The 12849-nt window shown below is 36.0% G+C and carries 13 protein-coding genes and 1 tRNA gene; 8 read left to right on the top strand and 6 right to left on the bottom strand.

All coding sequences use genetic code 11. The annotated features are described in order from the left end of the window. The first annotated feature begins 47 nt into the window (after window positions 1-47). From AAGU07_RS03550 to trpD, 8 genes are all read left to right on the top strand, one after another. On the top strand, window positions 48-1625 hold the full coding sequence (locus tag AAGU07_RS03550; protein ID WP_342457834.1) for a flippase: 1578 nt from the start codon (window positions 48-50) through the stop codon (window positions 1623-1625). 176 nt (window positions 1626-1801) lie between these two features. Next, entirely contained in the window at window positions 1802-3175 is a 1374-nt protein-coding gene (gene trpE, locus AAGU07_RS03555) for an anthranilate synthase component I (protein ID WP_342457835.1), read from the top strand. Next, a complete protein-coding gene (locus AAGU07_RS03560) occupies window positions 3172-3795 on the top strand; it encodes an aminodeoxychorismate/anthranilate synthase component II (protein WP_342457836.1) in 624 nt (207 codons plus the stop codon). The genes trpE and AAGU07_RS03560 overlap by 4 nt, the downstream gene beginning before the upstream one ends. Beyond that, window positions 3792-4583: an indole-3-glycerol phosphate synthase TrpC gene (gene trpC / locus AAGU07_RS03565; protein ID WP_342457837.1), complete on the top strand. Its 792-nt coding sequence runs from the start codon at window positions 3792-3794 to the stop codon at window positions 4581-4583. Before AAGU07_RS03560 ends, trpC begins: the two co-directional genes overlap by 4 nt. Then, the gene (locus tag AAGU07_RS03570) at window positions 4584-5234 is read left to right on the top strand and encodes a phosphoribosylanthranilate isomerase (RefSeq protein ID WP_342457838.1); all 651 of its coding nucleotides are present in this window, start codon (window positions 4584-4586) and stop codon (window positions 5232-5234) included. It begins immediately after the preceding gene. Then, window positions 5234-6406: a tryptophan synthase subunit beta gene (trpB, locus tag AAGU07_RS03575; protein WP_342457839.1), complete on the top strand. Its 1173-nt coding sequence runs from the start codon at window positions 5234-5236 to the stop codon at window positions 6404-6406. Before AAGU07_RS03570 ends, trpB begins: the two co-directional genes overlap by 1 nt. Next, window positions 6403-7212, top strand: a complete 810-nt coding sequence (gene trpA, locus AAGU07_RS03580; protein ID WP_342457840.1) for a tryptophan synthase subunit alpha — start codon at window positions 6403-6405, stop codon at window positions 7210-7212. Before trpB ends, trpA begins: the two co-directional genes overlap by 4 nt. A gap of 12 nt (window positions 7213-7224) precedes the next feature. Next, window positions 7225-8265, top strand: coding sequence for an anthranilate phosphoribosyltransferase (gene trpD / locus AAGU07_RS03585; protein ID WP_342457841.1), 1041 nt, complete (start codon window positions 7225-7227; stop codon window positions 8263-8265). 612 nt (window positions 8266-8877) lie between these two features. Here the strand turns inward: trpD and AAGU07_RS03590 are convergent. The 6 genes from AAGU07_RS03590 to AAGU07_RS03615 all read right to left on the bottom strand — a co-directional run bounded on the left by AAGU07_RS03590 (window position 8878) and on the right by AAGU07_RS03615 (window position 12819). Next, window positions 8878-9480 carry a PAP2 family protein gene (locus AAGU07_RS03590; protein WP_342457842.1) on the bottom strand — a complete coding sequence of 201 codons (603 nt, stop codon included), beginning with the start codon at window positions 9478-9480 and terminating at the stop codon, window positions 8878-8880. Window positions 9481-9934: 454 nt separating this feature from the next. Continuing rightward, a tRNA-Ile gene (locus AAGU07_RS03595) sits at window positions 9935-10009 on the bottom strand. 123 nt (window positions 10010-10132) lie between these two features. After that, entirely contained in the window at window positions 10133-10690 is a 558-nt protein-coding gene (locus AAGU07_RS03600) for an adenylate kinase (protein WP_342457843.1), read from the bottom strand. Between the two features lie 73 nt (window positions 10691-10763). Further along, entirely contained in the window at window positions 10764-11057 is a 294-nt protein-coding gene (locus AAGU07_RS03605) for an iron-sulfur cluster assembly protein (RefSeq protein WP_342457844.1), read from the bottom strand. Between the two features lie 168 nt (window positions 11058-11225). Then, window positions 11226-12134, bottom strand: coding sequence for a DUF5591 domain-containing protein (locus AAGU07_RS03610; RefSeq protein WP_342457845.1), 909 nt, complete (start codon window positions 12132-12134; stop codon window positions 11226-11228). A 298-nt stretch (window positions 12135-12432) separates the two neighbouring features. Then, complete coding sequence (locus AAGU07_RS03615; protein WP_342457846.1) at window positions 12433-12819, bottom strand: hypothetical protein; 387 nt, start codon at window positions 12817-12819, stop codon at window positions 12433-12435. Window positions 12820-12849: the final 30 nt, after the last annotated feature.

Here is a 12849-nt window from a genome sequence, read left to right on the forward strand (position 1 = left end):
TAGATTCAATCAATTTATCCTGCTACACACACCGTAACGGCCATACCATGAGTTCAAAAAAATCAAAAATAGCAAGTGGAAGTATTGTAATCCTCATAGGGTCATTCGTATTTCGTATAGGTGGATTCATCTATAGATTTATAATGAGCCGGTTACTGGATACTGCAGGATACGGTATCTTAGGCCTTACATTACCTTTCCAGAACCTTCTTACCATAACTGCCAACGGGGGCCTCCCTCCAGCTATTGCAAAGTACGTGGCACAGTATTCAGCGGTAGAACAGGACGATATGGTGCGGCAGATTATAATTACTGCCTTAAAGATCGTGGCCGTGACCGGGACCATCGGCGCTATTTTAATGTACATTCTTGCAGGAATTATTGCAATAGACTGGTGGCATAAACCTGAAGCACTTCTTCCCCTCCAGATTGTGGCCGTTATGGCACCGTTCAGTGTTATCGTAGGGGTTTTTAGAGGTGTTTTCCAGGGATACTACAAGATGACCAATATCCTGATCACCCGTGCATTTGAACAGGTATTTACAATCGCATTTGCCATAGCTCTGGTTATAATTGGTTGGTACGTTGCAGGGGCTGTTGTAGGTACTGCCATAGGTTTCATGGCATCTGCAGTAGTTTCAATATATCTCTTTAGAAAGCAGATATGGGGCAGGTTAAACCGCAGACATGACCCCCACAGCCTTAAACCAAATAAAGATAAAGTATTCACGCTTCGAGAAGAACTGAGAATAGCCAAAATGCTCATTAAGTTCTCAGTACCTGTAGTTATAACTGGACTGGCTGAAATGTGTCTTTACGACATCGGTACCATATTCATAGGAGTATACCTGGCAAGCCAGTATGCAGGGTACTATACCAATGCCAGCGCAATTGCAAGGCTTCCACTTATAATATCAACAGCAGTAGCTACATCAGCGCTTCCCGCCACTTCTGAAGCCCTTAGTCTCAGAGACGGCCCCTTACTTCAGACTTATATTTCCCAATCTTACAGATATGTGGGATTCTTTGTAGTGCCCATGTGTACAGTTACAATTATTTTTGCAGCCCCTATACTTGCATTACTCTTTGGTGATGCGTATACCCCTGGAGCAGGGGCTCTCCAAATATTTGTAACAGGAATGGTATTCTTTACAATATACAATATTTCATCAAGTATATGTCAGGGCCTTGGAAGACCATTTATTCCGATGCTTGCACTTATTGTAGGAACAACTGTAGAATTGATTCTCAGTGTGCTGTTGATTCCAAGTATTGGAATAGAAGGTGCTGCAACAGGTACAACAGTAGCTGCATTTATTATAATGGTAATAACTCTTTATGGAACCTTTAAACTCTCCAAAGTGAATATTCCAGTGGCAGATTTTACCAGAATAATAATGGCTTCCTTTTTAATGGGAGTTATCTTAATGCTTCTCCCCAAAACCATAGAAGGGTTCTTACTGTCAATTATATTGGCGCCTTTACTTTATGCATTATTCATTGCAGCAGTTGGCGGGTTAAGAAAGGATGATATTTCAGTTATGTACAGATTTGCAGGTAAATTCGGACCGGTTGCAGGAATACTCAGGAAATTAATTGGTTCTTTAGAGAGATTCACCCGATAAAAGTATATATCTGTGAATTTATGTGAAAATAAGAGTTTATTTTTTTAATTATTTTTTTAAAAGTATACATCTTAAAATATCAACGTACATATATGTACTATAAAGCTTTAAATAGGACTATATAGTATATAGGATACTGTAAGAAATACGTTAATAGGTGATTAATATGAAAGGCAGTGAATGTTTTTGGCGATCTTAAATTAAATGAGCCAGTTAGTATCGAACTTGATTTCGATTCCCCATTTGAATTGTTTAAAAATATTTATAGAAACTATGACAGTGCGTTTCTACTTGAATCCATGGAAAGTGACAGCGGACTTGCAAGGCTCTCAGTTTTAGGCTTCAAGCCGGCTGCAGTTCTACGAGCTTATGGAAATGTTTTACAGATAGAAAAAGATGGAGTTCAAGAAGAAATTGAGACTGAAAACCCATTTGAAGAACTTAAAAAATTAACATCTAAAAGTAATGGGAAAAAGGGATTTAGAGGGGGACTCGTAGGTTACATATCCTATGAATCAGTTCGACATTTTGAAAATATTGATGTTCAAGATTCAGAGTATCCTGATTTTGAGTTTGGTTTATTCTTAGATACCATTACGTTTGATCGGTTGCAGAACAAATGCGAATATGTGACCCTTGGTGAAAATAGAATCGAAGAAATAAACCAGATTGCAAAGGAATCACATGATATCGGTAGTATTGATTTCAAGTTTAAGAAGCACTATTTTTCCAGGGAAAAATATGAAAACATGGTTAGAGAAGCTAAGGAAAGAATAAAAGCGGGTGAAATCTTCCAGAGTGTCATATCAAATGCCCGTGAATATGAAATCACTGGTGATAAGCTTTCAATTTATAAGGCACTTCGTGAAATGAATCCCTCACCATATATGTATCATTTAAAACTTGGAAACCGTGAGATAATTGGTTCAAGTCCTGAAATGCTCGCCAGAGTTGAAGGAAGCGATGTGGAAACATATCCAATTGCAGGGACAAGGAAACGCGGTAAAACAGATGCTGAAGATGAAAAACTGGAAATAGAACTGATGAATGACGAAAAAGAACTTGCAGAACATTTAATGCTTGTGGACCTTGCAAGGAATGATGTGGGAAAAGTAAGCAAGTTCGATTCAGTACGAGTTCCAGAATACATGGGTGTTAAGAAATTTTCACATGTACAGCATATCGTTTCCCATGTAACAGGAAAATTGAGAGATGATATGACAGCAGTTGACGCATTCAGCTCCATTTTCCCTGCAGGGACATTAAGCGGGGCTCCAAAAATCAGAGCCATGGAAATAATAAACAAACTGGAAGGACTTCCAAGGGGACCTTACGGTGGCGCTTTAGGCTACTTCTCATTAAATGGAAATGCAGACTTTGCAATTGTTATAAGGACGCTGGTCTGCAATGGAAATAAAGCTAAAATACAGGCAGGTGCTGGAATTGTACATGATTCCGTCCCAGAAAATGAATATTTTGAATGCGAAAACAAAGCACAGGCAGTTATAAAGGCTCTTGAAGTTGCAAGCGGTAAGGGGGAACTGAAATGATACTGATACTGGATAATTATGATTCATTTACATATAATCTCTATCAGTTAGTTGGACAGCTTGAAAAAGACATAGTGGTTAAAAGAAATGATAAAATAACCATTGATGAAATAAGAGAGCTTCAGCCAGACAGCATAATAATTTCTCCAGGACCTGGAAACCCAACCAATAAAAAAGATTTTGGGGTTTGTAGCGATGTCATTAAAGAATTTAAAGGTAAAATTCCAATTTTAGGAGTATGTTTAGGGCATCAGGGTATTTTCGCGACATTTGGAGGGAAAATTAAAAGAACAGAGCCTATACACGGTAAATTAAGTGAAATTTCCCATAGCAACGAAGGGATCTTTAAGGACGTTGAAAACACCCTCGTTGCAACGAGATACCATTCACTTATCTGTGATGAAAACAGCACCCCTGATTGTATAGAAGTCATTGCAAAAACAGAAGACGGAACTATAATGGCCATAAAACATTTAGATTGCCCTGTTTTTGGTCTTCAGTTCCATCCAGAGTCTATAGGGACAGCCAGCGGATTAAAGATAATTAAAAATTTCCTGGAAGTTGAAGGAACCTGCAGTTCCAGAACACCAAAAACAAGGTTTCTGGAGGACTGTACATGATCAATTTCTCACAGATAATAACTGAAAGGGAAAAAGTGCTCAAAAGAGACATGAAATACAGGCCTTTAAGCGAATTAAAAGAAAATATCCGCGGGACAAAAATAAGGGCCGATTTTAAAAAGGCACTGCTTAATAAAGAGGATGTTTCTGTAATCTGCGAATACAAACCAGCGTCTCCATCTAAAGGCGACATTTCCAACATTCTGGTGGAAGATGTTGTTCCTCTCTATGATAAAGGAGGGGCAAGTGCTATCTCGGTGCTTACAGAACAGACATTTTTTAAAAGCAGCATTAAAAATCTACGTATTGCGTCTAAAGTAAGCAAGCTGCCACTTCTTAGAAAGGACTTTGTAATGGATGAATACCAGATCTATGAAGCCAGGTCCTGTGGGGCCAGTGCAGTGCTTTTAATGGCAGGTGTTTATAAAGATCTCAGATTTGGAATCGACCTCTGCCATTACCTTGAAATGGACGCCCTTGTGGAATGTAAAAACAGGGAAGAAATAGAAATGGCCGTAAAGGCAGGTGCGGAAATAATAGGAATTAACAACCGGGATTTCAGCGACTTCAGTATTGATTTTGAACGGACTGAAAAGCTTGCAAAATACATACCTGAAAATAAGGTTCTTGTATCAGAAAGCGGGGTTAAAAATTCTGAAGATGTTAAACTTCTTGGAAGCTACGGCGCAGATGCAGTCTTAATAGGTTCAACCATCATGGAATCAAACAACATACTTGAAACAGTACAGGAACTGGTTAAAGCAGGTAAAAACGCAAAGGTGAGTTAAGTGGAATTCAAAATTTGCGGGATTACAAGACTTGAAGACATTAAAGTGTGTGAAAATAAAGGCCCTGCTTTTATAGGGTTTATAAACATAAAGCGGTCCAAAAGATTTCAGGATATAGAAAAAATAAGAGAACTTGTGGACTCCATGAAAAATAAAGAAAAAGCAGTGCTTGTACTTGAGCCTGAAACTGTTGAAGAAGCCATGGACTCTATAGAAAAAAGCGGCGTTAAAAATATACAGCTGCATTCATTACAGGCAGAGGATATAGATAAACTAAAAGAAATTAATGTAATTAAAGCCATTGGAATTCCTGAGAAAATCGATGAATCTAAAAAAGAAGAAATAAAATCATTTGCAAAAGTTTGCAAATATCTAATATTTGATTCTATGATTCAAGGTAAAAGTGGCGGTACTGGAAAGCAAATTCCACTGGAAGTTGCAGCTGAAGCAGCAGAAATTGCAAAAGAAAGCAATAATGATATAAAACTGTTTCTTGCAGGTGGAATTAGTGCACAAAAGATGAAAAATAAAGGAAATTTAATTAAAGACATTTTTGATTATGTAGATGTTAATTCAGGCGTTGAAGATAGTCCTGGAATTAAAAATAGAGATAAAATAGCAGAATTTGTTGAAAATTGTAAGGTGATTTAATGATCTCAGATGGTAAATTCGGTAAATACGGCGGGATATTTGTTCCAGAACTTCTAATTCCTGCCCTTGAAGAGCTTGAGAAGGCATTTTTAAAGTACAAAGATGATAAAAAATTCAACGCCGAACTTGAATATTATTTAAGGGAATTTGCAGGTAGGCCCACCCCTCTTTACTACGCGGAAAATCTTTCAGAAAAACTTGGGTGTAAAATCTACCTTAAGAGGGAAGATCTGCTCCATACAGGTGCCCATAAAATAAATAACACCCTTGGACAAGGACTTCTTGCAAAATATATGGGTAAAGAAAGGTTAATAGCAGAAACTGGAGCTGGACAACATGGTATTGCAACTGCAACTGTAGGTGCCCTGTTTGGGATGCCTGCAGATATCTATATGGGTAGCGTAGATGTGGCACGTCAGAAATTAAATGTATTTAGAATGGAAATATCTGGGGCTAAAGTTATCCCTGTAGAAAGTGGAGCTAAAACTTTAAAGGATGCTATGAACGAAGCTATGAGGGACTGGATAACAAATGTTGAAAATACCCATTACCTGCTGGGTTCCACTGCAGGGCCTCACCCATACCCCGCAATGGTAAAACACTTCCAGACAGTTATTGGAAAGGAAACAAAAAAAGACATCCTTGAAAAAGAAGGTGAACTCCCAGACGCTGTAATAGCATGTGTTGGTGGTGGAAGTAACTCCCTGGGAATATTTTCAGAATTTATAGACCATAAAGAGGTAGAACTTGTAGGTGCTGAAGGTGGGGGAGACGGTTTAGAAGGAAAACACGGTGCCACACTCAGTGCAGGTACTGAAGGAGTTCTACATGGGTCTTTATCATTTGTCCTTCAGGATGACTATGGACAGATCTCTGAAGCCCACTCCATATCTGCAGGGCTGGATTATCCTGGTGTTGGGCCGGAACATTCATATTTGAAAGTCACTGGACGTGCACAGTACGGCCCTATTACTGATGAAGAAGCATTTAGAGCATTTAAGCTTCTGTCAAAATATGAAGGTATCATTCCAGCACTTGAAAGTTCGCATGCTGTTGCAATGGCTGAAAAGTACGCTAAAGAGAATCAAGGAAAAACAATAGTTATAAACCTCTCAGGAAGGGGAGACAAAGATGTTAATATAATTGCAGACTACATGGGGGTAAAATTATGAAGATAAAAAGTTACGACGAGGCATTCCAGCAGGCTAAGGCCAAAAAAGAAGGCGCATTTATTCCATTTGTAGTTGCAGGCGACCCTGATTTCGAAACATCCCTTGAAATTGTAAAAGTTTTTGTAGAAAACGGCGCTGATGCACTTGAAATCGGTTTCCCATTCAGTGACCCTGTTGCTGACGGGCCTACAGTTCAATTAGCCGATATAAGGGCGCTTAAAGCAGGTATGACTGTTGAAAGGGGTTTTGAATTCATAAGGCGGATCCGTGAATTTACAGATATTCCAGTTGGAGTTCTCACATACTATAACCTTATTTACAAAATGGGCCTCGATAAATTTTATGAAATGGCCAGAGATAACGGTGCAAATGCAATACTTGCAGCAGATTTACCCCCTGAAGAAGCAGGTGATGCTCTGGAAGCCGCTCAAAAGAATGGTGTCCAGCAGATTTTCATGGCAGCGCAAACCACAGGTAACGAGAGGCTGCAGGAGATAACAAAAATGTGCTCTGGTTTCCTTTATGTGGTTGCAGTTATGGGAACCACCGGTGCAAGAGCTGAACTCAAAACAACCACTGTTGACCTTATTAAAAGAATAAAAAGCCACAGCGACATTCCAATAAGTGTAGGGTTTGGTATCTCAAAGCCGAAGCACGTTAAGGAAGTTATAAATGCAGGCGCTGACGGAACAATTGTTGCAAGTGCCATATTAAACATAATAACTGAAAATCTCGAAGATAAAGAAGAAATGCTGCAAAAAGTTGGTGAATTCTGCGCCGAACTTAAAGAAGCTACTAAAAGTTAAAAAGTGATTTTTATGATAGCTGAATGCATAAAAAAGGTCGCTTCATTTGAAGATCTAAATGAAAAAGAAGCTTACGAATGTATGACCCAAATAATGAATGGGAATGCAAGCGACATTCAAATAGCTTCTTTTTTAACTTCCCTTTCCATGAAGGGCGAAACTGTTCCAGAAATAACCGGTTTTGTAAAGGCCATGCGAGAAGTCTGCGTACCAGTATCTCCAGATATAAACGCTCCCCTTGTAGATACATGCGGTACTGGTGGCGATAAACTAAAAACGTTTAATATAAGTACCATTTCAGCGATAATAGCAGCATCCTGCGGTGTGGTAATAGCAAAACATGGTAACAGAAGTATAACAAGTAAATGTGGTGGTGCAGATATACTGGAAGCCCTTGGTGTAACCATTGACAGTGGGGCAGAAGAAGTGGAAAAAAGTATGGAAAAATCAGGCATTGGGTTTATGTTCGCGCCCAACTTTCACCCTGCAATGAAGTACGTGATGCCTGTGAGACGGGAGCTTAATATAAGGACAGTCTTTAACATCTTGGGCCCACTTACATCACCGGCAAATGCAGATATTCAACTCCTTGGAGTTTTTGATCCGGACTATGTTGAACTGGTGGCAGATGTACTTAAAAATTTAGGTGTAAAAAAAGCCATGGTAGTTCACGGGTTTGACAGCAATGGAAATCCCGCGATGGATGAGATATCTACACTGGGAAAAACCAAAGTGGCAATTGTTGATAATGGGGAAATCAGTATTAAAGAAATTTACCCTGAAGACTTCGGTATCCAGAGGACCCGTGAAGAACTGATAAAAGCTTCCTCAGATATCGATGAAAATATGCAGATCGCAGTTGATGTCCTTAAATGTATGGAAAGAAATGAGACTGAAAAGGCAAGGCTTGATCTATGTCTCACAAATGCCGCAGCTATCCTTTTTATAAGTGGAATCGTGGATAATTTTCCAGAAGGCGTGGAAGTCGCTCGAGATGCAGTTGAATCAGGATCAGCCCTTAAAAAGCTTTATGAATTTGTAGAAAATAGTTAATAGAGTAAAATACAAATAATAAATCCTTAAAATAGCATTATGTGAAAACAGAAGGTATTTAAAAAGGTTTATAAAAAAAATATAATAAAATGAGGTAATTGATTACCATCATTGCTCCAATCTATAATATGGAACATCTTGAAATATAAATTTTTTTATAACCAAAATCCCCCTTTTTTATTAAAATTATAAAAATTCAAAAATTGACTTATTTATTAAATAAAGTTTCAATAACTATTTTATCCAGTTAATTTCCAACCATACACCTTTTTAGAACAAATAGGAAATTTTAATACAATTATACTGTTTTAAAGAAGTTTATGTTTAATATTAAAAATTTGTTATTATTTAATTAAAAAAATAGAGTTAATTTAAGCTCTCTAAAATCGCCATATATCTATGAAATTATTATTAAATTTCGTGTAGCTACTTTTAAACATCTTCTTAAATATTATATAATTTTTTCAATGTTTTCAAAGATTTTACTCCAAAATCATTGATTTTCGAACCTTTTCTACAATACATTGATTTTCAAAGTACCATCAGATATTAAACAAATTATTAGTGAAAGTAAAAGAATCTGTTTAAAAAATAGACCCAAATCATACCAGTTCATACTAGAAATATCTTAAACTGCAGCCATGTAAAAACAAAGCCACTGATAGCACCTGCAACAACCTGTGCCAGTGTATGTTTGTTAAGGTAAAGCCGGCTCCACATGACCATAAACAATGGAAATAAAAATAAAAGTCCTGAAGATCCAAAGACATATACCATTGCTGCTGTAGGTCCAGCAATACCCATAGAATGCAGACTGATTTTCCAGAAAAACGTTATGAATATGGTCAGTAATGCATTTGAAAAGTAACAGAACATTAACACGGTGACAGCGGCAGGTGCTCCCGCAATAAAAAGTATAACTGTACCAATAATGTATGATAAAACCCCAAAAAGTAATGGAAATGTGCGTTCATCCTTATCAGCTATATCCAAATCTAGATCTCTATTTTTAATCCACATCCAAACTGCTGTAAATGGTAAAAAAGTTGCAAAAAGCAGGCAAATTAATGTAAATATTAAAAAACCAGTTCCACCCGTTACAAAATAATTTAAAATGACAAAAATAGGTATAGTAATTATTATAGGTTGTACCAGGCGTGAAATAGATCGGGCAAAGTCATATTTTGGTTCAAAATTGGAGTTAATAAATCTCATGGTAATACCTATTACAACTGATATCCCACTTTTTAATTTTCTCTTTATTAAATTTATCTATTTTAATTATTAAATTATGTTTAATAGCATATAATAAATAAATTTTACAGTAAATTTATCTTATTATCAATCTATTCATATTTTAAGGCATATTATGTTCATTTAATCATCTAATAACATTCTAAATATTAATTTAAATGAATAAATAAACTATAAATAGATATTAACTTCAAATAGCTATAAATTCAGGAATTCAATCATAGAATAAAGCATATTTACCAAGTTATATCTTTCAAAATAAGTTCAAATTAATTAGATAATTAAAATTTGATTTTTTTAATTTAATACCGATATAACTTTAACTAAAAATAAGAGAGTAATTTTCGAAAATATGAAAATATTAGACCTATATTATTAAAATAGAGAATGTTTAACATTCTTTATTAAAAGTAAATGGGCCCGCTGGGATTCGAACCCAGGGCCTCACGGTTATCAGCCGTGCGCTCTAACCATGCTGAGCCACGGGCCCCATTTGATTTATAGAAACAAATTATTTCACTTATACAGTTTTACAATTTGAAATCTGTAAAGGGGTAGATTCAAGATTTAGTCTTCATCCTATATAAGCTTTACGCTTAAATTTGGATTTTTTTTATAATAAACTGCCAGTACCCAAAAGATTTTTTAGTTTTAAAAAACAATCTTCCAAATTATCATTTTCAAGTACTATCAAATTACACCCCAAAATAGCAGAACATACAGCCATTGAAGTCCTCAATATATTCATATGTTCATTTAAACTATTTATAGTATCAATTATCCTTTCTTTAGTATCTTTATGCCTTCGCTGGAGTATATTATCCTTAGAAGACTCTATTACCACAATTATATCTGGAGATATAATTTCTATGGGTAATGAAAGAATATAACCAATTGGGGACTGATCAACACCGTGTAAATCTACAAGAACACAGTTCATATCTTTTATTTTTAAAGATGCGCCCTTCCAAATTTTTTGCTGGGTGTCTATATCCAAACTAAACATTTCAGAATCTGTAGAAGCGAGATCTTCGCTTTTAGCTATTTCAAGCATCAGATCTCCATAGTTTACGTAATTGTAACCCAAATCTTCAGAAACTCGTCTACAGAGAGTTGTTTTACCAACTCCAGGAACACCAGTAACAACTACAACGTTCCAAGGTAATTCCATTTCATTACACCATTTGCATGTTATGAAGTTCAAACGATGAGTTATTAGGGTAATTCCAGTTGAATCTTAAAAATTATTTGTTGACCATTTCAGAAATTGCATCAGCCATCATGTGGCCTTCGATAAGTATTTCAACTTTATCTACGCCTTCTACCTTTTCAGCTGCGAGTTTTGCATTCATTGCTATGTTTGCTGCGCTCATACAGCCAGGGTTTGTTGGCCTAATTGTAAGTTTTGCAACGGTAGTTCCATTTTTTTCTATTTGAACGTCCTGGAGAATTCCCATCTCAACTATGCTAATACCCATGTGAGGGTCAGCTACTGTTGAAACTGCTTCTTTTATCTTTTCAACTAATTCATCTGCCATGATATCTCCTCAAATACATAAATTTAATTCATATCTATTTTAAACAGTTAAACTTGTTTTTGTTTATATTTATTCCTATTTCAACAAATTTTAAATAATATCTAAAAATAGGGTGTTTTTATATGTTTTTATTTATTGCATTTATAGTTATTTATAATTTTTTGCCCCCTATTTTTTTCTATGCCTTATTTTCACTGCAACACCTTTAACGGCCCTTTCCATTTCTTCCCCACTTAAAATAGCCTTTCCAACTGCTACAGCTTCATCATCTTTTAAAATCACCACTTCATCACCAGGTATAATATCTGGATCAGCTTCAGTTACCCCTGGAGAGAATAAAGTGTTTGTTTTAAGCTCAAAGTTAATTTTAACCCATTTTTTATTGATATTCTGCAAAATTTTTCCGCCTTCTAGATTCAACGAATATAATCCATTATTGAAATGCAGAGTAGCGATTTGTTTTCCATCCTTAAATATTCGTTTGTCAAATCTTCCACGGGTTTTAACATCATCAGGTATTAAACAATCAGCTTTTTTGCTGTTAAATTGATATCTTGCAATTGATCTGAGTTGATGTAGTGTTTTAGCTCTTCCTTTAAGTTTAGGGTGCTTTTTAACTTCCATTTTAAGGTTGTTCATAGATTCTGACGATGTGGTTTGACCAGTTGATGTGTAGACAGCATTGTCCAGGTATTCTTCGCACACCTGCTTATAACCGCCTTCAACATGAGCTATTACTTCCTTTTCACCGACATAATCCCTTAAACATTCCCCAACAACTTTAATTTCTTCATGTGACCATTCACCTGTTGTTGAAGTGTCGTATGATTGTATGGGATATATTTTTTCCACTTCACGGGGACAAACTCCAAATGGAGAGGTCAGTATGACTTCCTGTATGCCCTTTGTCGCTTTCATAAATATTGAGTGAGATCGTGATGATGAATAGGGTTTTTTCATACTGCACGGCAAAATAACCAGCGCATCGCCCAATGGTTCAAGAAGGCCCATTCTCTCCCGCCATCTTACTGCTTCTGGACGGAAGAGTGATTCTTCAGTTATACAGAGAACTTTCATAGTTTTTTTCCTCTAAATTAAATAAATAACAAAATTTACAGATTATTTTTTTTCATTTATACAGTTTTTATATTCCGTACTATTTATCCTTTATATTTTAGATAATTAAAAATCCAGCACAAAACGAATGCCTCCAAATTCAAAATTGTTTATTGAATTAATCGCTGAAACATCTAAAACGTGAAAATTTAATTTAAAATTAACGCAAACAAACGAGTTGAATTATAAAAAAGAGATAAAAATAAAAAAAATGTACCTGAAAATATTCTGCATTTTAATTACCATAAAATCAGACTTGTTACATATTGACGTTAGCTGACCTGACAGTTATACTACCCACACTGTTCGAGTTAGTCAAAATTATAACCGGGTTAAACGTGTTAGTATTTCTTATAATATATGTATTGCTTGAAGAGGAGTTACTAGCTGCCCCGTTAGCATTGATATTTGATAAACGGTTGTTGTTTACAATAGTTGAAGTTTGAGATTGGGATTGAGCTTGACCAGGGTCCTGAGTTTGACTTGGGCTCAATATTGATGCATTGCCCCCAATAGTTACGTTTCCTGTAACCTGCAGTAATGGAGGATCAGCTAAAATTGAGGCATTTGCTTCATTATTTTCGATATTTGGATCGTACATTTGTGCTGTAGCTACACTACATGCTGCAAACACTATAAATGCCATTAAAACTGCTGTTGTAATTTTTTTTCTAAT

The organism is Methanobacterium sp. (assembly GCF_038562635.1).
Lineage (GTDB): Archaea > Methanobacteriota > Methanobacteria > Methanobacteriales > Methanobacteriaceae > Methanobacterium_D.

Bases quoted from the DNA above. Each gene is read 5' to 3' on its own strand.
- AAGU07_RS03550 (WP_342457834.1), top strand. From the start codon at position 48: ATGAGTTCAAAAAAATCAAAAATAGCAAGTGGAAGTATTGTAATCCTC.
- AAGU07_RS03615 (WP_342457846.1), bottom strand. From the start codon at position 12,819: ATGGCATTTATAGTGTTTGCAGCATGTAGTGTAGCTACAGCACAAATG.
- trpB (WP_342457839.1), top strand. From the start codon at position 5,234: ATGATCTCAGATGGTAAATTCGGTAAATACGGCGGGATATTTGTTCCA.
- AAGU07_RS03605 (WP_342457844.1), bottom strand. From the start codon at position 11,057: ATGGCAGATGAATTAGTTGAAAAGATAAAAGAAGCAGTTTCAACAGTA.
- AAGU07_RS03560 (WP_342457836.1), top strand. From the start codon at position 3,172: ATGATACTGATACTGGATAATTATGATTCATTTACATATAATCTCTAT.
- trpC (WP_342457837.1), top strand. From the start codon at position 3,792: ATGATCAATTTCTCACAGATAATAACTGAAAGGGAAAAAGTGCTCAAA.
- trpD (WP_342457841.1), top strand. From the start codon at position 7,225: ATGATAGCTGAATGCATAAAAAAGGTCGCTTCATTTGAAGATCTAAAT.
- AAGU07_RS03590 (WP_342457842.1), bottom strand. From the start codon at position 9,480: ATGAGATTTATTAACTCCAATTTTGAACCAAAATATGACTTTGCCCGA.
- AAGU07_RS03600 (WP_342457843.1), bottom strand. From the start codon at position 10,690: ATGGAATTACCTTGGAACGTTGTAGTTGTTACTGGTGTTCCTGGAGTT.
- AAGU07_RS03610 (WP_342457845.1), bottom strand. From the start codon at position 12,134: ATGAAAGTTCTCTGTATAACTGAAGAATCACTCTTCCGTCCAGAAGCA.
- trpA (WP_342457840.1), top strand. From the start codon at position 6,403: ATGAAGATAAAAAGTTACGACGAGGCATTCCAGCAGGCTAAGGCCAAA.